General features: G+C 42.3%; 22 protein-coding genes and 1 riboswitch. Of the genes, 5 read left to right on the top strand and 17 right to left on the bottom strand.

Features of this window, described 5'->3' with window-relative positions; translation table 11 throughout:
* Position 1: 1 nt before the first annotated feature.
* Together aroQ and HNR63_RS10245 are read right to left on the bottom strand one after the other, a co-directional pair.
* Positions 2-448, bottom strand: a complete 447-nt coding sequence (gene aroQ, locus HNR63_RS10250) for a type II 3-dehydroquinate dehydratase (protein WP_009373912.1) — start codon at positions 446-448, stop codon at positions 2-4.
* 38 nt (positions 449-486) lie between these two features.
* Positions 487-1,050, bottom strand: coding sequence for a YqhR family membrane protein (locus tag HNR63_RS10245; RefSeq protein ID WP_042534314.1), 564 nt, complete (start codon positions 1,048-1,050; stop codon positions 487-489).
* A gap of 115 nt (positions 1,051-1,165) precedes the next feature.
* On the opposite strand from HNR63_RS10245, the gene HNR63_RS10240 reads away from it, so the two are divergent.
* Positions 1,166-2,095 (top strand): DUF1385 domain-containing protein, encoded by a 930-nt coding sequence (locus tag HNR63_RS10240; protein WP_181520634.1) that lies wholly within the window; start codon positions 1,166-1,168, stop codon positions 2,093-2,095.
* Positions 2,096-2,114: 19 nt separating this feature from the next.
* Positions 2,115-2,456: an SA1362 family protein gene (locus HNR63_RS10235; protein ID WP_181520633.1), complete on the top strand. Its 342-nt coding sequence runs from the start codon at positions 2,115-2,117 to the stop codon at positions 2,454-2,456.
* A gap of 14 nt (positions 2,457-2,470) precedes the next feature.
* Here HNR63_RS10235 and HNR63_RS10230 read toward each other — a convergent pair whose 3' ends face one another.
* The 5 genes from HNR63_RS10230 to HNR63_RS10210 all read right to left on the bottom strand — a co-directional run bounded on the left by HNR63_RS10230 (position 2,471) and on the right by HNR63_RS10210 (position 8,603).
* Positions 2,471-3,349 carry a patatin-like phospholipase family protein gene (locus HNR63_RS10230; RefSeq protein ID WP_181520632.1) on the bottom strand — a complete coding sequence of 293 codons (879 nt, stop codon included), beginning with the start codon at positions 3,347-3,349 and terminating at the stop codon, positions 2,471-2,473.
* Positions 3,350-3,424: 75 nt separating this feature from the next.
* Positions 3,425-3,853, bottom strand: a complete 429-nt coding sequence (gene mntR / locus HNR63_RS10225; RefSeq protein WP_009373920.1) for a transcriptional regulator MntR — start codon at positions 3,851-3,853, stop codon at positions 3,425-3,427.
* A 69-nt stretch (positions 3,854-3,922) separates the two neighbouring features.
* A complete protein-coding gene (gene splB, locus HNR63_RS10220; RefSeq protein ID WP_181520631.1) occupies positions 3,923-4,948 on the bottom strand; it encodes a spore photoproduct lyase in 1,026 nt (341 codons plus the stop codon).
* A 97-nt stretch (positions 4,949-5,045) separates the two neighbouring features.
* Positions 5,046-7,607 carry a vitamin B12-dependent ribonucleotide reductase gene (locus HNR63_RS10215; RefSeq protein ID WP_181520630.1) on the bottom strand — a complete coding sequence of 854 codons (2,562 nt, stop codon included), beginning with the start codon at positions 7,605-7,607 and terminating at the stop codon, positions 5,046-5,048.
* A 159-nt stretch (positions 7,608-7,766) separates the two neighbouring features.
* Positions 7,767-8,603 carry a lipoate--protein ligase family protein gene (locus tag HNR63_RS10210; RefSeq protein WP_021095230.1) on the bottom strand — a complete coding sequence of 279 codons (837 nt, stop codon included), beginning with the start codon at positions 8,601-8,603 and terminating at the stop codon, positions 7,767-7,769.
* 125 nt (positions 8,604-8,728) lie between these two features.
* Here HNR63_RS10210 and HNR63_RS10205 point away from each other — a divergent pair, with 125 nt between their 5' ends.
* Positions 8,729-9,100 carry a rhodanese-like domain-containing protein gene (locus HNR63_RS10205; RefSeq protein WP_009373925.1) on the top strand — a complete coding sequence of 124 codons (372 nt, stop codon included), beginning with the start codon at positions 8,729-8,731 and terminating at the stop codon, positions 9,098-9,100.
* 31 nt (positions 9,101-9,131) lie between these two features.
* Here HNR63_RS10205 and gcvPB read toward each other — a convergent pair whose 3' ends face one another.
* The 3 genes from gcvPB to gcvT are packed head-to-tail and all read right to left on the bottom strand — an operon-like array spanning position 9,132 to position 13,037.
* A complete protein-coding gene (gcvPB, locus tag HNR63_RS10200) occupies positions 9,132-10,586 on the bottom strand; it encodes an aminomethyl-transferring glycine dehydrogenase subunit GcvPB (protein WP_181520629.1) in 1,455 nt (484 codons plus the stop codon).
* Complete coding sequence (gene gcvPA, locus HNR63_RS10195; protein ID WP_181520628.1) at positions 10,579-11,925, bottom strand: aminomethyl-transferring glycine dehydrogenase subunit GcvPA; 1,347 nt, start codon at positions 11,923-11,925, stop codon at positions 10,579-10,581. The genes gcvPB and gcvPA overlap by 8 nt, the downstream gene beginning before the upstream one ends.
* A 17-nt stretch (positions 11,926-11,942) precedes the next feature.
* A complete protein-coding gene (gene gcvT, locus HNR63_RS10190) occupies positions 11,943-13,037 on the bottom strand; it encodes a glycine cleavage system aminomethyltransferase GcvT (protein WP_181520627.1) in 1,095 nt (364 codons plus the stop codon).
* A 138-nt stretch (positions 13,038-13,175) separates the two neighbouring features.
* Positions 13,176-13,264, bottom strand: a riboswitch (glycine riboswitch).
* Between the two features lie 186 nt (positions 13,265-13,450).
* On the opposite strand from gcvT, the gene HNR63_RS10185 reads away from it, so the two are divergent.
* Together HNR63_RS10185 and HNR63_RS10180 are read left to right on the top strand one after the other, a co-directional pair.
* Entirely contained in the window at positions 13,451-15,094 is a 1,644-nt protein-coding gene (locus HNR63_RS10185; RefSeq protein WP_181520626.1) for a DEAD/DEAH box helicase, read from the top strand.
* Positions 15,081-15,851: a YqhG family protein gene (locus HNR63_RS10180; RefSeq protein ID WP_181520625.1), complete on the top strand. Its 771-nt coding sequence runs from the start codon at positions 15,081-15,083 to the stop codon at positions 15,849-15,851. Before HNR63_RS10185 ends, HNR63_RS10180 begins: the two co-directional genes overlap by 14 nt.
* A gap of 14 nt (positions 15,852-15,865) precedes the next feature.
* Here the strand turns inward: HNR63_RS10180 and HNR63_RS10175 are convergent, their stop codons facing one another.
* Genes HNR63_RS10175 through comGC form a run of 7 tightly spaced genes read right to left on the bottom strand, consistent with a single transcriptional unit; the run spans position 15,866 to position 18,432 of the window.
* On the bottom strand, positions 15,866-16,054 hold the full coding sequence (locus tag HNR63_RS10175; RefSeq protein WP_019416934.1) for a YqzE family protein: 189 nt from the start codon (positions 16,052-16,054) through the stop codon (positions 15,866-15,868).
* A gap of 26 nt (positions 16,055-16,080) precedes the next feature.
* On the bottom strand, positions 16,081-16,587 hold the full coding sequence (locus HNR63_RS10170; RefSeq protein ID WP_181520624.1) for a shikimate kinase: 507 nt from the start codon (positions 16,585-16,587) through the stop codon (positions 16,081-16,083).
* Between the two features lie 13 nt (positions 16,588-16,600).
* Entirely contained in the window at positions 16,601-17,017 is a 417-nt protein-coding gene (comGG, locus tag HNR63_RS10165) for a competence type IV pilus minor pilin ComGG (protein ID WP_181520623.1), read from the bottom strand.
* Positions 16,977-17,411, bottom strand: a complete 435-nt coding sequence (gene comGF, locus HNR63_RS10160) for a competence type IV pilus minor pilin ComGF (RefSeq protein ID WP_021095222.1) — start codon at positions 17,409-17,411, stop codon at positions 16,977-16,979. The genes comGG and comGF overlap by 41 nt, the downstream gene beginning before the upstream one ends.
* Positions 17,408-17,716 carry a competence type IV pilus minor pilin ComGE gene (gene comGE, locus HNR63_RS10155; RefSeq protein ID WP_181520622.1) on the bottom strand — a complete coding sequence of 103 codons (309 nt, stop codon included), beginning with the start codon at positions 17,714-17,716 and terminating at the stop codon, positions 17,408-17,410. Before comGE ends, comGF begins: the two co-directional genes overlap by 4 nt.
* The gene (gene comGD / locus HNR63_RS10150) at positions 17,700-18,137 is read right to left on the bottom strand and encodes a competence type IV pilus minor pilin ComGD (protein ID WP_181520621.1); all 438 of its coding nucleotides are present in this window, start codon (positions 18,135-18,137) and stop codon (positions 17,700-17,702) included. The genes comGE and comGD overlap by 17 nt, the downstream gene beginning before the upstream one ends.
* Positions 18,130-18,432: a competence type IV pilus major pilin ComGC gene (gene comGC / locus HNR63_RS10145; RefSeq protein ID WP_181520620.1), complete on the bottom strand. Its 303-nt coding sequence runs from the start codon at positions 18,430-18,432 to the stop codon at positions 18,130-18,132. The genes comGD and comGC overlap by 8 nt, the downstream gene beginning before the upstream one ends.
* Positions 18,433-18,437: the final 5 nt, after the last annotated feature.

The raw sequence follows: 18,437 nt of genomic DNA, 5'->3' as shown, positions 1-18,437 counted from the left end.
GTTATTTCCCCTTCCCTTCAACCATATCAAGCAACGCTAAAATCGCCAACCGATATCCGTTTATACCAAGTCCGACAATTTGCCCTGCTGTCACCGGAGCTAAAACAGATTGATGACGAAACGCCTCTCTTGCATGAATGTTTGAAATATGTACTTCAATGACTGGCGTCTGTACGCTTGCGATTGCATCACGCAATGCATAGCTGTAATGCGTAAACGCCCCAGGATTGAAAATGATCCCGTCATATAACGATTCCGCCCGATGAATTTGGTCAATTAACGCCCCTTCATAATTGCTTTGATAGCACGTTAACTCCGCCCCATATTCACTAGCAAATTCCGTTAACTGTTTTTCTAGTTGGGCAAGTGTCGTATGCCCATAAATGTGCGGCTCCCTCATACCGAGACGATTTAAGTTCGGACCGTTTAAAAGGAGGAATCGAACCATTCCCCCTCTCCCCCCTTTACTGATGAAAATACATATGGTTATTTTACCACATCGACCTGTTTTTGTCGCCTCATCTCTGCAACTTCAAACGAAATGGAATAACCGATGAACATCCCATATAAAATGTAAAAGCATACCGTCGTTACAATTGTATTTCGCTCAAGTTGTGGAACAGCTTTTAATTGCGGAAAAATCGGATTTAATACGTAAAAAACAAGCACCCATAGCCCGATGCCAAAAGCAACCCCCGGCCAAATGCCTTGACGATTTTTTAAGAAAGCGTAGTACAGAAGTGCAGCAATGACCGAAGCGAGCCCAATGAACAAAATGGCAATCGCCTGACCGAGCGCCCCGTTTTTCCAATCACCGATCGCCCACGGTTGCAAAATAAAATTTGGCGCCACTTCTGTAAAATGAAAAAAATAAGCACAATATGCAAGGAAGCTCCAAAACACGCCCCCAATAAAACCGATCAGCGCGACTTTTGCTAAAACGGGCATTGGTTTTTCTCTTTTGTTTTGTTCAAGTTGTGCGTCTTGTTTTGTTTTCGTTTGCACAGTAATCACCTCGGTTTTTATCTTGTCCAAAATGTTGGATCTCATGTGTATCGTTTCTCATTTTTGGAAACAATACAAATACAAACAATACATCGACCTAGAGGTTTTTATCGTTTTCTTGTAGAATATAAGAAAAAAGAAAATAGGTTGGTGTCTTCTTATGAGCAAAAACGTATACGGTGGGCAAGCGGTCATTGAAGGTGTCATGTTTGCTGGACGCAATCATTCCGTCACGGCCATTCGCCGCAAAGACGGTGCGATTGAGTATTTTCACGTTCCACGCGAAACAAACAAAACGCTTGCTTCATTTAAAAAAATTCCGTTTCTTCGCGGCATTTTTGCCATTATTCAAGCAAGCGCAAACGGATCGAAACATTTACAATTTTCGAGCGAACGATATGATCTCGATCCGAACGAAGATGAAACGCTACAAGCTGAAACTCCGTCCAAATGGACGATGATTTTAGGTGTTGCACTGATCGGCGTGTTGTCGTTTCTATTCGGCAAATTTATTTTTACCCTTATTCCTGTATTTTTGGCTGAATTAACGAGACCGATTTTCCCATCGGACACAGCTCAAATACTTGTAGAAGGATGTTTCAAACTTCTTTTACTTTTAGGTTATATTTACTTTATTTCGCTCACGCCACTTGTTAAACGATTGTTTCAATATCACGGAGCGGAACATAAAGTAATTAATGCGTACGAAAATGGTTTACCATTGACGGTTGAACATGTACAACAACAATCTCGCCTTCATTATCGTTGTGGCAGCAGCTTCATTTTATTTACTGTCATCATCGGCGTATTCGTTTACATGTTCGTCCCGACCGAACCGCTTTGGGTGCGCGTGCTAAACAGACTAGCGCTTATTCCAGTTGTACTAGGATTGTCTTTTGAAGTATTACAACTAACAAACGCGTTGCGGCATGTTCCTGTGTTGCGTTGGTTAGGCTATCCTGGTTTATGGCTACAACTATTAACAACGAAAGAACCGACTGACGATCAAGTGGAAGTAGCTATCGCATCATTTCAACGTTTGCTTGAGTTAGAGGGAGAAGCGACGAACGAGCAAGAAGAAGTGGTGTAACATAAAGGAGGTGGATCGATTGCGTCGGCGCCCATTCCCGCTTATCACTTTGCTTATTGTGTTCGCTATTGTTGGGTTTTCTTATCGTCTATGGAACGATCCGATGCAGTTGTTGAAACAAGTGTTTCTCATCGGATTGGTCGCAGCTGTCTTTTATGGCATATATAAATGGATACAAAGACAAAACTTTAGTCGTTCGTATCAAAAAGCGGTAAAACAATCGAAAAAGCTCCACCACCAGAAAACGAAGCCGACGTCGAAAAAACAACCGCGCCCAACCGCTTTAAAGAAAAAGCACGCTACTCATTTAACAGTCATTGAAGGAAAAAAAGGAAAGAAAAAAAATCGGGCTTCTTTTTAACCCGATTTTTTCTTTTAATACGTCCACGTTTTTAAAAATTGTTTGGTGCGCTCTTTTCCAAACGAAATGAGCTTCTTTTTTTCTTCATCCGTCACTGAGAAATCGGTGGCAACGACATGTTTGACAGGCAGAAAAATGATATTTTTTTCATGGCGGCGCGAAATGTATCGTTCATCGTGCGCCTCGCGCATCGTTTGAAACAACGCTTCATACAAATCAATGGCGTTATTAATTTTCTTTTTTGCTTTTTGCGCTTGTCTTGCATTTAGTTTGATGCCTAGAACAGGCCGCTTTTTTCGCTCTTCATCAAATAAAAAAATCGGAAAATTGCTTAGTAAGCCGCCATCAACGACAATATGCTTTCCTTCATCTGTCTTTAACTGTACAGGCTCAAAAAAATAAGGAATGCCGACGCTCATTCTTACTGCTTTTGCGACGGAAAAGCGGAGAGGATCAATGCCGTATTTCGGCAAATCATCTGGCAAAATAAGCATCGTCCCATTCGTTAAATCGGAAGCGACGACGCGCAATCGTTCATGCGGCAAATCAGCAAACGTGTACACACCTTTTTTACTTAACTGTTCGGCAATCCATCGTTCAAGCTTTTCTCCTTTATATAACCCCATTTTCCAATAAAGGACGAGCCATTTTAACCATGCATACGGGATGATTGTATGTCTCTCATCGAGAAAGTCCATTAAATTCATTTCTTCGATCATGTCCACGATTTCCTTGCTTGTAAATCCCGCCGCAATAAACGAGGCAATAAGTGCCCCTGCGCTCGTACCAGCAAGCCGCTTAAAACGAAAACCTTTTTCTTCGATCGCCTCATATGCTCCAATTAACGCAAAACCTTTGACTCCTCCACCAGAAAACACACCGTCAATCTCCATGCCCTTCCCTCCCTCGCCATATATGTATGAAAAATGGGAGAGATTGAGCATAAAAAAACAAAAAAGAACAAGCGTTTATGCCTGTTCTTGCTCGTTTTGCTTTTGAATGTTGCGAAGCGCTTCAAGACGTGACCGATCTTCCTCAAAGTATTGTACTAAGTCACCGATGCGGTCAATCGCGTTCCAGCTCAAATGATGTTCGATTCCCTCAACATCGCGATAAATGTTTTCTTCATCGACGCCAATGAGACGCATAAATTGTTCAAGCAACTCATGACGATACACGAGTCGTTTACCGATTTTTTTTCCTTTTGGAGTAAGCACAAGCCCGCGATACTTTTCATATACTAAATATTCGTCTTTATCAAGCTTTTGAACCATTTTTGTCACAGAGGAGGGATGAACAGATAACGCTTCAGCAATATCTGATACACGAGCGTATCCTTTTTCTTCGATCAATATATAAATTTGTTCAATATAATCTTCCATGCTTGGTGTTGGCATACGTTCCCCTCCTAAACAAACATCCGCAATCATTATGATTATAACATGTTTACCAAGCATGACAACTATTTACGTAAAATATTCAATTGTCGCTTCGGGAAAAAATTGTGCAATATACGAGCGAATCGTGTCATTTAACCGATTCGCCTCTTCATCTTGATACACATATTTCCCGATGCCGTATCGTCCCCATTTATATTTTCGTTTCGTTTCGTCAAGATCGAGCTTCGTTTTCGGATATCGTTTTTGAATAACCGTTTTCGCCGGTTTAGTGAAGCGATGTTGGATTAATTCGAACGTTAAATCCGTTAAGTCGATGCCTTGCAAGTTTGTGTTCAGTCGTTCAAACAGCTCAAAATACCCTTCTTCCCAACCGTCATGCATATAAATCGGAGCGACGATAAAACCGAGCGGATAGCCAGCATGCGCCACTTTTCGCGCCGCCTCTAGCCGTGCGTCAAACGAAGACGTCCCCGGCTCAAAGTTTTGAATAACATACCGTGAATTGACGCTAAAACGAAAGCGTGTTTTTCCATTATGTTTTGCATCAAGCAAATGATCGACATGTTCATATTTTGTGACAAAACGAAGTCGACCATATTCCGTCGCTCCAATAAATTCAATCGCTTTTTTTAAAGCATGCGTCAAATGATCGATGCCGACAATATCGGACGTACAAGCCGCTTCAAAGCGCGTAATTTCTGGAGCGCGTTCATCGATGTATGCTTTCGCTTGAGCGAAAATATCATCCAGATTGACGTACACACGAATGTAAGGCTTGCTTCCAAGCGTCGTCTGTAAATAACAATAATGACAATGCCCCATGCACCCCGTCGCAAGAGGAATCGCATATTCGGCGGACGGTTTAGACGTATCGAATTTTAATGTGCGCCGAACACCGACAACAAGTGTTGATTTTGCGTTGCGATATTGCTGAAGCTCGTTATCTCCCGGAATGCCGCGCACTTGGTTATGCGATGTCGTTTCGCGAATGTCGATATGCATACGTTTGAATTTTTCATATAACTCTTTACCAAGCGGATAATGAAGCGCTTCGGGCTCAAAATAAACAAGCTGAGGAATAAATGGCTTCATACAATCACCTCAATGTTAGTATGGTTTATTCGTATGAGGTGATGAAATACAATTTTTGTAATAAAATAAGGGACGGGTTTTCCCGTCCCTTTTTACGTTATAAGCCACATTTTAACTGGGCACCGCAACTTGTGCACGTGTTGCAGCCACCGATTTCTTCGACCGTTCCTTCACGGCATACTGGACAAATGTTTCCAACTTCTGAACCGATTGTGACGTCCGTTGCGCGTAAATCTGGAATCGTTTCAACAAGCGCAACAGCCCGCTTTTTCGGTTCTTCTGGCAGAAGCTCTAGCTGCTCTTCGACCGCATGTTCTTCTGCTTTTAATGTTAATACTTGCGCATCACGGCTACCGTCGACATATACTGTTCCACCTTTTGCACCACCTCGCCATAAACGCTCGTACACTTTTTGCACTTGCTCGACCGTATAGCCGCGCGGTGCATTCACCGTTTTCGAGAGGCTTGAATCGACCCAACGTTGAATAATGCATTGTACATCCGCATGCGCTTCTGGCGATAAATCCATCGCGGTTACAAACCAATGCGGCAAGTTGTTCGGATCTGCTTCTGGATGTTTATCTAAATATTCTTGAACGATATCCGCCTTCACTTCAATAAACTTACCTAGACGGCCGCTTCGATAATAAGAAAAGGAAAAATATGGTTCAAGCCCTGTGGACACGCCGATCATTGTCCCTGTGGATCCAGTCGGAGCAACCGTTAATAAATGCGAGTTGCGAATGCCGTATTTTAAAATATCTTGGCGAATATCGTCCGGCATTTTTTTCATATAACCGGTGTGAATAAACGCTTCACGCAATTTCATCGTTTCTTCTTCTGTTTCACCAACTAAAAACGGAAAGCTTCCTTTTTCTTTCGCAAGCTCAATCGACGCACGATACGCCGTTGTCGCAATTGTTTTAAACAGCTCGTCAACTAACTGATTTCCTTCTTCCGAACCGTACTCTTTTTCGCAATAAATAAGCAAATCCGCTAGTCCCATGACGCCAAGACCGACGCGGCGCTCCCCAAGCGCTTGCTTTTTATTTTCCTCAAGGAAGTACGGGGTTGCGTCAATAACGTTATCTTGCATGCGGACACCGACTTCAACCGTCTGCTTTAATTTTTCATAATCCACAACTTTCTTTTCTTTATCGACCATATTCGCCAAATTAATGGCAGCTAAATTGCACACAGAATAAGGTGCGAGTGGTTGTTCACCACACGGATTTGTTGCGACTACTTTTTGCCCGTACGCTCTTGCGTTCGTCATGTCGTTGGCGTTGTCGATAAAGAAAATGCCTGGTTCGGCGGAATACGTTGCGCAAATGTTAATGAGCTTCCATAGCTCGCGCGCGCGAATTTTCCGGTAGACGCGAACGCGATAGCCCATTTTCTCCCATTCACGCACATCGCCGACTTCGTGCCATTTTTCGTTGTAGATGCGCATTTCTTCTTCCGAGTACGTTTCAACATCTGGGAAGCGCAATTCGTATTCTTCATCGTTTTCTACTGCCTGCATAAACTCTTTTGTTAAGCAAACGGAAATGTTCGCCCCTGTTAAAAAGTCCGGATTGTGCACGCTATACGTTCCGCCTGTCCGCAACTTTTCTTCCGCGTCTTTAATAATTTTTTCTGAAAAGCCACCGTATCCTGGGATGTTTTTGTAGTTAACAATTCCTTGATACATCGCGCGCTCTTGTTCAGTAAGCGGTGTAAACTTTAGTTTTTCTTTCGCTGCTTTTTGAATGCCTTCATCTTCTGTATTTTCAAGCAAATAGCGCAAAATGCGTGGATTTTGCATTTTCGAAATAATGAATTCAATAATGTCCGGGTGCCAATCGGCCAACATAATCATTTGGGCGCCCCTACGACTTCCACCTTGTTCGACAAGATGGGTCAGTTTTGCAATATCGTCAAGCCATGACACTGAACCGGACGATTTTCCATTCACTCCGCGCGCGAGTGTATTGCGTGGACGAAGGGTAGAACCGTTCGTTCCGACACCGCCACCGCGGCTCATAATTTCCATCACTTGTTTGCGATGTTCAGAAATACCTTCACGCGAGTCTTTCACAAATGGCATGACGTAGCAGTTGAAGTACGTCACTTCTGTTCCAGAACCTGCTCCATATAATACGCGCCCTGCTGGAACGAAATTTAGACTGACAAGCTGTTCATAAAACTTTTCGAACCACTCTTGCCGTTTTTCTTCCGTTTGCTCAACAGCGGCTAGCCCGGTTGCGTTCCGCTTTGCAATTTGCTCATAATAAATTTCTAATGGTTTTTCAATAACATCAAGAGAACGAACGACAATGCCTGTTTTCGCCTCTTCCCCTTCTAGCACGTGGCGATATTCTTCTTCCACAAGCACGTGTGCTTTTTTACTCTCCCAATCCAACTCGACAATAAACCCAAGCCCACGCGCCGGAAACTTCGGATCTTCCTTCACTGTTAAAACGACAAAATCCCCGACGCTTAGCGTCAACTTTTCCGTATCTTTAAACGAATAGCGATCAAGCATCACTAAGCGCGACACACCCTTATATGTAATGTGCATCTCAGGAGTAATCGGGTGCACTTGTGGAAATAGGCGAATGTCTTCATTCAACTTGTCCATATTCACCGTCATTTTTTCAGAAAACGCAACCGTCATGTTTACCTCTCCTCTTCCAACATAATCTTACTACATTAAACTACCATATATCGACAACAATAATCAATTAAAAAATCAATATGTAGTATGTTTTTTTACAAAACCCATACTACATATTGATAATTAAGTCAAGTGTTTTTTATTTGTCAAGAGGAAAATTTACCTTTTAAAATTCCATTCATCTGTTTCGTATTTATTTCTCGCTAGTTGCTGAACGTACAGCCGCTCATCATCGGTTAATTCATATCGTTCCAACTGAATGTTTAAACCTTTTTCAAATCCTTTGAAAAATGCTTCTTTCGCCTCATCGATCGTCACTTTTCGATCGGTTAGCTCATTGATTGCGACCGCTTTGTTTTTAAAATTTTGTCGCAACCGCTCTTTCACTCGTTCGTTCGGATACTTAAACAAGCTAAAAAGCATCTCTTCATCTAAGTCTAATAAAATCGAGCCATGTTGTAAAATGACCCCTTTTTGTCGCGTTTGGGCGCTTCCTGCCACTTTTCTTCCTTCGACAACGAGCTCATACCAAGACGGTGCGTCAAAACAAACAGCTGAGCGTGGGTTTTTTAAATCTGCTTTTTCTTCTTCTGTTTTTGGAACAGCAAAATACGCATCAAGCCCAAGGAAACGAAATCCTTCCAAAATGCCTTGTGAAATGACGCGATACGCTTCCGTCACCGTCTGCGGCATAGCTGGATGCGCTTCTGATACGATAACGCTATACGTTAATTCTTTATCATGAAGCACACCACGCCCGCCTGTTGGGCGTCTCACAAAGCCAAGTCCGTATTTTTTTACTGCATCCATATCGATCTCTTTTTCGACTTTTTGAAAATAGCCGATCGAAAGTGTCGGTGGGTTCCAACCGTAAAACCGAATGGTCGGTGGAAAGTGTCCTTCACTATGCCATTCTAACAACGCTTCATCAAGCGCCATATTAAACGCTGGGGAACAATTGCCTGAGTCGATAAATCGCCATACTTCTTTTTCCATCTACTCCACCCTTTCCTCTATCATTTTATAGTGTAGCAAACATAATAAGTCAATGGAAAATGCTTTGCTTCTTGGACGAAACATTTATATAATAGACGTGGCAACGATGAAAAAGGAGGGTAAGCATGACGACAGTTCTTATTATTCTCGGAGCAATCATTGTGTACGCGGTAATTACATACTTTTACCAAAAGCGAGTCGTTAAAACGCTTACGGAAGAAGAGTTCCGCGCAGGTTATCGAAAAGCGCAACTCATCGACGTTCGCGAACCAGATGAATACGCTGCCGGTCACATTTTAGGAGCACGTAATATTCCACTTTCACAACTGCGTTTACGCATGAAAGAATTGCGTAAAGACCAGCCGATTTATTTATATTGCCAAAGCGGACTTCGCAGCGGCCGTGCGGCACAAATGCTTTACCGAAAAGGATATCGCGACCTTTACCACTTAAAAGGCGGATTTAAAATGTGGACAGGAAAGGTGAAGAAAAAATAAGGTGCCAAGCCAAAACGCCTGGCACCTTTTTTTATTTCTGATAACGCAAAATCGGTTTGCGGGCCGCCGTCGTTTCATCCAATCGTTTGACGACCGTTGTATGCGGTGCTTCTTGGACGATTTCCGGCGTTTCTTCCGCTTCTTTCGCAATTTGGATCATCGCATCAATGAACGCATCGAGCGTTTCTTTTGACTCCGTTTCCGTCGGTTCGATCATCATGCACTCTTCGACAATCAATGGGAAGTAAATCGTCGGCGGATGGTAGCCGAAATCAAGCAAACGCTTCGCAATATCAAGCGTGCGCACACCCAATTTCTTTTGCCGCTTTCCTGATAACACAAACTCGTGTTTGCAATGACGGTTGTATGGCAAATCGTAATATTCCGCTAGACGACGCATCATGTAATTAGCGTTTAATACCGCATATTCTGTCACTGCTTTTAAGCCGTCCGGCCCCATCGAACGAATATACGTATAGGCGCGAACGTTAATGCCGAAGTTGCCATAAAACGGCTTCACGCGACCGATCGCTTTTGGTCTGTCATAGTCGAAATAGTATCCGTCTTCTCCCTTTTCCACCGTCGGTTTCGGTAAAAATGGAATAAGGTCCGCTTTCACACCAACTGGACCAGAGCCAGGGCCACCGCCGCCATGCGGGCCAGTAAACGTTTTATGAAGGTTTAAGTGAACGACGTCAAAGCCCATATCGCCAGGGCGCGCTTTGCTTAACACCGCATTTAAGTTTGCCCCGTCGTAATACAGCTTTCCGCCTGCGGCATGCACGATTTCTGCCATTTCTAAAATATTTTCTTCAAAAAGACCAAGCGTATTTGGGTTTGTGAGCATAAGCGCGGCTGTATCTGGGCCGACGACGCGGCGTAAATCGTCTAAATCGACAAGCCCTTCTTCTGTCGATTTCACCGTCACCGTTTCAAATCCGGCAACTGTTGCCGACGCAGGATTTGTTCCGTGCGCCGTATCAGGGACAATGACTTTTGTGCGATTGTAGTCGCCGTTTGCTTCATGGTAGGCGCGAATCATCATCAGTCCTGTCCATTCTCCATGCGCACCAGCGGCTGGCTGCAACGTCACCGCATCCATGCCGGTAATTTCTTTTAAATGCTCTTGTAAGTCATACATTAATTCAAGCGCCCCTTGCACCGTTTCTTCCGGCTGAAGCGGATGAATGTGGGCAAATCCAGCGAAGCGAGCAACGTTTTCATTTATTTTCGGATTGTATTTCATCGTACAAGATCCAAGCGGGTAAAAGCCGGAATCAACCCCATGGTTACGCTTTGATAGCGCTGTATAATGACGCATAATGTCAAGCTCTGACACTTCAGGAAGCTCCGGTGCTTCTTGCCGAATGTAATCGGTTGGAACGACTTGTGCAATATCGACTGCTGGTACGTCTAGTGCTGGTAAGCTATATCCGATTCGTCCTGGCTTGCTTAATTCAAAAATAAGCGGTTGATCTTTATGCATGACAATCCCCCAATTCTTTCACAAGCGTGTCGATTTCTTCTTTCGTGCGCAATTCTGTGACCGCAATTAACATGCAGTTTTGCAGTTCTGGATAATCGCGCCCGAGATCGTAGCCGCCGATGATCCCTTTTTCCAACAGCTTTTTATTTACTTCCGCTACGGGCTTGTTCAGTCGAACAACAAACTCGTTGAAAAACGGTCCTGTAAATAAGACATCAAATCCATGATTGACGAACGCTTCTTTTGCATAATGCGCTTTTTGAATATTCATCGTCGCCATTTCTTTTACACCTTTTTTGCCGAGCGCGGTCATCGCCACCGATGCGGCGAGCGCATTTAACGCTTGGTTCGAGCAAATATTTGACGTCGCTTTGTCGCGGCGAATATGTTGTTCACGCGCTTGCAACGTCAAAACAAAGCCGCGTCGCCCTTCTTCATCCGTCGTTTGTCCGACGAGACGCCCTGGAATTTTGCGCATGAGCGCCGATTTCACCGCAAAATAACCGCAATGTGGACCACCGAATTGGGCTGGAATGCCAAACGGTTGCGCATCGCCAACGACGATGTCTGCACCGAACTGACCTGGCGGTGTTAATACCCCTAACGCAAGCGGATTGCTTGCGACAACGAACATTCCTTGATGCGCATGAGCGATTGGTTCAATTTCTTTTAGCGGTTCGATTTGTCCGAAAAAGTTTGGATATTGCACAATGACGCATGCGACATCTTCATTCATTTCTGCTTGAAGAGCGTCAAGATCCGTTACACCATTTTTATACGGTATGTCTACCACTTCAAGCCCCGGTCCTTTTGCGTACGTTTTCACGACGTCGCGATATTCTGGATGCACTGCGTTTGATAATAACACTTTTTTCTTTTTCGTATGCGCTGCACTTAACAACGCTGCTTCCGCTAACGCTGTGCCACCGTCATACATCGATGAGTTCGCCACATCCATGCCTGTCAGCTCACAAATCATCGTTTGAAACTCGAAAATTGCTTGCAATTCCCCTTGGGAAATTTCTGGCTGATATGGCGTATACGCTGTATAAAATTCGGAACGTGAAATGACATGGTCAACAATCGTCGGGATGTAATGATCATACACCCCAGCTCCTAAAAATGAGGTATATGTCTTCATATCCGCATTTTTTGCGGCTAATGCCATTAATTCTTTCATTAGTTCCGGTTCTGATTTTGCCGGCTTAATGTTGTATTCGCCTTGAAAACGAACGCTTTCTGGAATATCAGAAAACAGTTCATCAATCGATTGCACACCAATCGTTTCTAACATTTGTTGCTTATCTTCTTCCGTCATTGGCAAATAACGATGAAGCATAACTCTCTCTCCTCACATTATTTTGTGCGTTTATAAAACGGTGTTGCCACTACTTTCGCTTTTAGTCGTTTCCCGCGAACATCTACTTCTACTTCTGTATCAAGGGGAGAATACGCTGTAGAAATCAGTGCTAGGCCGATATTTTTTTTAAGCGTTGGCGACTGAGTTCCTGTCGTCACAACACCAACTTGCTCACCGTTTACATATACTGCATATCCGTGACGCGGAATGCCTTTGTCGATCATTTCAATGCCGACAAGTTTACGTGTTGTTCCTTCTTCTTTTTGTTTTTTCAATACTTCTTTTCCGAAAAAGTCAACGTCTTTATTCGTTTTAACTGCAAATCCAAGCCCTGCTTCGATTGGCGTAATGTCTTTCGCCAATTCTTGCCCATAAAGCGGCAAGCACGCTTCAAAACGAAGTGTATCGCGCGCACCGAGCCCGCACGGAAGCACTCCGTCTTCTTTTCCTGTCTCTAAAATCGCTCGCCAAAGCGTTTGGGCATCTTCTGCTCGGCAATATAGCTCAAACCCGTCTTCTCCTGTATATCCTGTACGCGACACGAGCGCTTGAACACCTGCGACATCGATGTGATCGGCAAAAGCGAAAAATTTCATGTTAGATAAATCAACAGTCGTCAATCGTTGCAACACTCTTTCCGCAAGCGGCCCTTGTAGTGCTAATTGCGCAATATCGTTTGAAATATTGACAAGTTCAACATCCCCCACTACATGCGCTTCAAGCCATGCAAAATCTTTTTCAATATTTGCGGCATTGACAACAAGAAGGTAATGATCGTCTCCTTTTTTATAAACAAGTAAATCATCAACTGTTCCACCGTCTTCATCGCACATAAGCGTATATTGGGCGCGACCATTTGTTAATTTTGCGACATCGTTTGTCATCATTTTTTGTAAAAAGGCAAGGCTATCTTTTCCTTTCACTTCAAACTCGCCCATATGCGACACATCAAACAATCCTGCCCGCGTCCGTACGGCTTCATGTTCTTCTTTAATGCTCGAAAATTGCACGGGTAACTCCCAACCGCCAAAATCAATCGTTTTTGCGCCATACTCTGCATACAGAGGAAATAGCGGTGTTCTTTTTAACATATGCTCCCTCCTTGTTCATAAAAAAAGACAGACGACCCCCATATTGTCATATGGTAGTCTCTGTCCTTTCACCTGAAAGTTTCCCTGTAATAGGTGTCCTCGTGGGTGGTTCACATTCGTGAACGCTCTCCAGAGCTGCGTCAAACAAGAGTTCTTTTGCCTGAGAGATTCGTGTTGCCACTTGCTCCTTCGGCGCTACATTCCGTAGTCTCTCCCCTTGTTCTCATCCGCCCGTATACAATTGTCGTTCTTGAGCCACACTACATGTAAGCACATAATGAAACAATTTTATAAACTTTCTTACGTTTTTTATTATCTTATAACTTCTCTTTTGTCGCAACATCTTTTTATAAATAAAATACGTAAATTCTTTTTTATTTCAAACGAAAATGTTCGGAAAATGAGGGATACTTATGAACGTCACAGTACATTGGGAGAAAAGTTGGAAGGACGAATTTATGACGCGCATCGAACGTGACGGTCCGTGGTCAAACTGGGAATTGTACGAGTTGGCTCTTGAATCAGCCAAAGCGTTAACTATTCCTCAGTTTGATGGACTACAAGCGCCAAAACATTTGCCACATATAACAATTTTACCTCATCAATACGATGTTGCACGTCAAGTTGTCGAGCAAATGAACGGAAAAGCCATTTTAGCGGATGAAGTCGGGCTGGGAAAAACGATTGAAGCGGGATTAATTTTAAAAGAATATATGATTCGTGGACTTGTGAAAAAGGCGCTTATTCTCGTTCCCGCTTCTCTCGTCTCGCAATGGGTGCAAGAATTAAATGAAAAATTTTTTATTCCTGCCGTTGCTCAAAGGAAAAGCTACGTATGGGAACAATGTGACGTTGTCGTTTCATCAATCGATACAGCGAAAAAACAACCGCATCGGGATATCATTTATGAACAAACATACGATATTGTCATTATTGACGAAGCACATAAATTGAAAAACAATAAAACGAAAAACTATGAATTTGTTCAAGGATTAAAAAAGAAGTTTTGCTTACTGTTGACGGCGACACCGATTCAAAACCGCGTGGAAGAAATTTTTCATCTCGTTTCTCTACTGAAACCTGGGCATTTAGGGAATGCCGAACAATTTCAAAAAAGGTACGGAAAGCTACGCACATTACATGATGATGCCCATTTAAAAGAACTCATTCGAAAAGTAATGATTCGACATCGTCGCCACGATACAGGAATTGAATGGACGAAGCGGCACGTCGAAACGATGTTTATTGATTTTTCGGAAGCAGAACGAAACGTATATGAGACGATTCGACAATCAAAGCCCCATTTTTCCGATACATCGTTGTCACACATTACGTTATTGCGCGAAATATGTAGTAGTAAAGAAGCACTTTTTTGCACGTTAAAAAGCATGATGGAGCGACATCCGGACATCGAAACGACCATTGGTGCATTGTTACAAAAAATGAATGAAATCACCGAACATACAAAAGCAAAAAAAGCGCTGGAACTTATTCAAACAATAAACGATAAAGTGATTGTATTTACAGAGTACCGAGCGACCCAATTGTATTTGCAATGGTTTTTTAAACAGCACGGTATTTCTTCTGTGCCGTTTCGTGGCGGATTTAAACGAAGTAAAAAAGATTGGATGAAAGAGCTGTTTCAACATCGCGCTCAAGTGCTTATCGCGACAGAGGCAGGAGGAGAAGGGATTAACTTACAATTTTGCAACCATGTGATTAACTATGATTTGCCTTGGAATCCGATGCGTCTAGAACAACGAATCGGGCGTGTTCATCGTCTCGGACAAACAAAAGATGTGCACATTTATAATTTTGTTGTGCGCAACACGGTCGAAGAACATGTATTTGCATTACTGTACGAAAAAATTCGTTTATTTGAACGGGTCGTCGGTGAATTAGATGACATTTTAATGAAGTTACAATCCCCAACGTTTTCGAACCATTTGGAGCGCATGATTGCTCAATCAAAAAGCGAAGGAGAACTGAAAATTAAAATGCAAAATTTTGTAGAAATTTTAGCAAATACGGAGGAACGGACACATGCAGCAAGATGACATCCAATCTTTTCTTGAACGTTTTTTTATCGCTACCCATTGCCCAATTCTCGAACGTAGCGATGGACATATACGTGTTCAGCTCACGGCCGCAATGGATAAACAATTAATGAATCGCCCGTTTTATTGGCATTATGTTGAGCGCATCGGTGCTGTAGGTGAACCATTGCAACTATCGCTCATCACGAAACGATCCATTCACGAAAAAGGAGAGTATATTCATTTTGGTTCTCCACGCCTTCATCAAATTTTTTCGATTGCTAAAATGAACGGGCGGTTCGTTCGGCTCTATGAACAAGTATTCGAACGATCTGTCGCTCTTCATCCGTGGCTTCATACAAACATATTGCTTTCATATGAATGCGATCGGAAACAGGATCGTTTATTATCATTAGGTATTCATCTCATTAGCGGGACAATCGTCGAGTCATTTTACGACGTATTAAAAGAAAAACAATGGGGCGTCACTGTGCCAGATTATTGCTTTACGATTTCTCCACTGATTAAGCCAATGAGTGGACTTGCACGTCTTGAAGCGTTTGTTGAACGTCTCATCGCCTCCGAAACGCATGAGTGGGCAGATGAAGCGCGCGCCCGTTGGGAAGAAGACTTAGCGTTACTGCAACATTTTTATGAAGGTGTCGAGGAGAAACAAGAAGAATATGAAAATGAAAAGGAAGCGTTGCGACAAAGATATGAACCGAGAATTCACATTTCAGTTATTAACGGTGGGTTATTTTATTTGCAAGCGAAATAAGGCTAGTGTTAGCCTTATTTTCGCTTAAATAAAAGCATAATGGCATACGGAATGACACCGAACCAACGATATAAAAATGGCTGCTTTTGCTGTTTTTTTAACTGTTTCTTCTCTTGTCTTTGTCTTTTCCGTTCATCTTTTGGTTGATCTAAATATTTCACAACTTGTTCGGTCATAAATTTAACATAGTCGTTTCCTGCCATCGTTCATCACCTCGATGCTAGTATCGTCAAAAACGAGGTGATTTAAGCAAAGATACAATGTTTTCTACGATGTCATCAATCGTGCGATTTGTTGTATCGATCGTCATATGGGCTTCACGATACCACGGAATTCTTTGTTCAAATAGCTGTTTTATTTGTTTTTGTTTATTTTCCATCAGTAGCGGTCGGGTCGTATCATCAGCTAAACGACGAAACAATTCATGTAACTCACAATGTAAATAAATGACGATTCCATGCTCGCGCATAAATTGACGATTTTCTTCTTGAATGACAATCCCGCCACCTGTTGTAATAATGACATGTTCTGTTGGAAGCTTTTTTAATGTTTCACGCTCGTACGTTCGAAATGCCTCCTCCCCTTCTTCCTCAAAAATTTCCGTAATCGTTTTTCCAACTTGTTGCTCAATATATGCATCCGTGTCGATCACAGGTAGCTGTAATACTTCTCCTAATCGTTGGCCAATCGTCGTCTTGCCCGCCCCCATAAACCCTGTTAAGTAAATCGCCCTCATATTCTCTCCCTTTCTAGTATAGTTCTTTCCACCCCGAAATGTCGTTTGTTAATACATGAAATTGAAACTGAACGTCATAGCGAAATTGAGCATTCGTTATACATGATACATTGACAAACCAAACATCTGCTCCGTTTTTTGTTGCATGATACGTTGCCCGACCGCGAGGAAATGAAATCGTTTGGCTTAATGATGGCACGTTTTCCGGTGCATTGGCAAGCGTTTGTTTCACATGAATGAGCGTTTGTTTCATTAAATAATCTGCTTCATACCACTTTTTTTCTTCTTCAAAAAACTGTATGTCTGTATGATACAATGCCACAGAGTGAAGAAAAAGAGCGCTTATAAACAACGCACACATGACCGTAAACGGCAAAATAACACCTTGTTCATTTTTCATATGATCGAAAAGACGGGATAAACGCTTCATATACATCCCCCTTATCTGTGAATACTCGCATGCGAATGCCCGTTTGTTCTTTTTCATACGATATATGTTGAATAGATTGAAGCATAATTTCATGACCGGTAGCATTTACACGCCGACGAATGATCGTTCCATACTTTTCGTACGTCACACGCTCACCCGTCCATTTATCGAATTGAATCGTTGTCCCGTATATCCGAACGTCTTTTGATTCCCTTAGTTCCATTTTTGCTTGTTGAATAAAAACAAGCCATTCAAAATAGTGAAAGTTCCCGCGTTTTGCTGTATAGTTCAACGATAAATGAAATGCTGTTGCCAATAAAGATAAAATGATTAAAAAGGCGGTAAGCGACATCAATACTTCAATTAACGTAAAGCCTTTTTCTGTTCGAATCATTGCAACAATGGCTCACATCTTTCCTTCGTTCTTTTTAGCCAATCTTCCCAACGAACGCATCGCTCATTCGATCGCATAAATAATGAAAATGTGCGTTTTCCCCGAACAACGACCGTTTCGTTTACACGATGTTCATTCATCATTGCCTCATATAAAATTTCATTCGCAATCGTCTCTATTTTTTTGTTTTCCCGTTCTATAACAACAATTGTCCAATGAGCGAGTAACATAGCGATTAAACCGCTCCATAAACTAAGCGAAACGAGCAGTTCAACAAACGTGAAACCGTTACAATTTTTGTGCATACACTCTCCCTTTCCCTAATTGAAAAACGATTTTATATTTTTTATTTCCGTATGCAACAAGAAGCGTCCCTGCTTTATTCACATTGCCGTTCGGATAATAATAAAGTGGCGGAGATAACGTAGCCATTTGAAATTGAAAAGGGGAAGGGAAGGAACGAGCGAGGAGCTCCTTCCCAAATGTCCCTCCTTCTTTCACTTGATAACGACATGTGTCGAAATAAAATATAATCGCTACCGTCTTTTTCCGGCTCATTGCATATTGTTGGGCATATAACATATCATTTCTAAACTGTTCTAAAAAATATTGCAACTGTCGCTCAGCTAACACGTGCTGAAATGGTGGAACGGTAAACGACATGATGCTTGTTACAACAAAAAGAACGATTAACATTTCGATCAACGTAAACCCTCGTTCATTCACTTTCTAAAACGTCTCCTTCGCTCGTGATGACAATCGCTTTTCCATTTGGACAGCGGTTACTTTCAATATATTTTCCATCTACTAACTGTTGCACCGTCGGGATCGTTCCGTGCTCCATTTCATATGCTTTTACTTGGGATTGAACCATCTTTAAAAACGCTGAACATCCTTTGTTATTAATCATACTGTTATGTTTTGTCACATTTGGGATCGTAATTAAAATTAAAATGGTAATGACCATTAATACAATTAACATTTCAATTAATGTGAATCCTTTTTCATTTCTCATATACATCCCCC

It is taken from the genome of Anoxybacillus ayderensis, from assembly GCF_013761015.1.
Classification (GTDB): Bacteria; Bacillota; Bacilli; order Bacillales; family Anoxybacillaceae; genus Anoxybacillus; species Anoxybacillus ayderensis.
This window is presented reverse-complemented; position numbering and strand designations above follow the sequence as displayed.

Bases quoted from the DNA above. Each gene is read 5' to 3' on its own strand.
- splB (WP_181520631.1), bottom strand. From the start codon at position 4,948: ATGAAGCCATTTATTCCTCAGCTTGTTTATTTTGAGCCCGAAGCGCTT.
- HNR63_RS10245 (WP_042534314.1), bottom strand. From the start codon at position 1,050: ATGAGATCCAACATTTTGGACAAGATAAAAACCGAGGTGATTACTGTG.
- comGC (WP_181520620.1), bottom strand. From the start codon at position 18,432: ATGTATATGAGAAATGAAAAAGGATTCACATTAATTGAAATGTTAATT.
- HNR63_RS10205 (WP_009373925.1), top strand. From the start codon at position 8,729: ATGACGACAGTTCTTATTATTCTCGGAGCAATCATTGTGTACGCGGTA.
- comGG (WP_181520623.1), bottom strand. From the start codon at position 17,017: ATGAAGCGTTTATCCCGTCTTTTCGATCATATGAAAAATGAACAAGGT.
- HNR63_RS10185 (WP_181520626.1), top strand. From the start codon at position 13,451: ATGAACGTCACAGTACATTGGGAGAAAAGTTGGAAGGACGAATTTATG.
- gcvT (WP_181520627.1), bottom strand. From the start codon at position 13,037: ATGTTAAAAAGAACACCGCTATTTCCTCTGTATGCAGAGTATGGCGCA.
- HNR63_RS10180 (WP_181520625.1), top strand. From the start codon at position 15,081: ATGCAGCAAGATGACATCCAATCTTTTCTTGAACGTTTTTTTATCGCT.
- mntR (WP_009373920.1), bottom strand. From the start codon at position 3,853: ATGCCAACACCAAGCATGGAAGATTATATTGAACAAATTTATATATTG.
- HNR63_RS10215 (WP_181520630.1), bottom strand. From the start codon at position 7,607: ATGACGGTTGCGTTTTCTGAAAAAATGACGGTGAATATGGACAAGTTG.
- gcvPA (WP_181520628.1), bottom strand. From the start codon at position 11,925: ATGCTTCATCGTTATTTGCCAATGACGGAAGAAGATAAGCAACAAATG.
- comGF (WP_021095222.1), bottom strand. From the start codon at position 17,411: ATGATTCGAACAGAAAAAGGCTTTACGTTAATTGAAGTATTGATGTCG.
- aroQ (WP_009373912.1), bottom strand. From the start codon at position 448: ATGGTTCGATTCCTCCTTTTAAACGGTCCGAACTTAAATCGTCTCGGT.
- HNR63_RS10210 (WP_021095230.1), bottom strand. From the start codon at position 8,603: ATGGAAAAAGAAGTATGGCGATTTATCGACTCAGGCAATTGTTCCCCA.
- gcvPB (WP_181520629.1), bottom strand. From the start codon at position 10,586: ATGCATAAAGATCAACCGCTTATTTTTGAATTAAGCAAGCCAGGACGA.
- HNR63_RS10240 (WP_181520634.1), top strand. From the start codon at position 1,166: ATGAGCAAAAACGTATACGGTGGGCAAGCGGTCATTGAAGGTGTCATG.
- comGE (WP_181520622.1), bottom strand. From the start codon at position 17,716: ATGCACAAAAATTGTAACGGTTTCACGTTTGTTGAACTGCTCGTTTCG.
- HNR63_RS10230 (WP_181520632.1), bottom strand. From the start codon at position 3,349: ATGGAGATTGACGGTGTGTTTTCTGGTGGAGGAGTCAAAGGTTTTGCG.
- HNR63_RS10170 (WP_181520624.1), bottom strand. From the start codon at position 16,587: ATGAGGGCGATTTACTTAACAGGGTTTATGGGGGCGGGCAAGACGACG.
- HNR63_RS10175 (WP_019416934.1), bottom strand. From the start codon at position 16,054: ATGGCAGGAAACGACTATGTTAAATTTATGACCGAACAAGTTGTGAAA.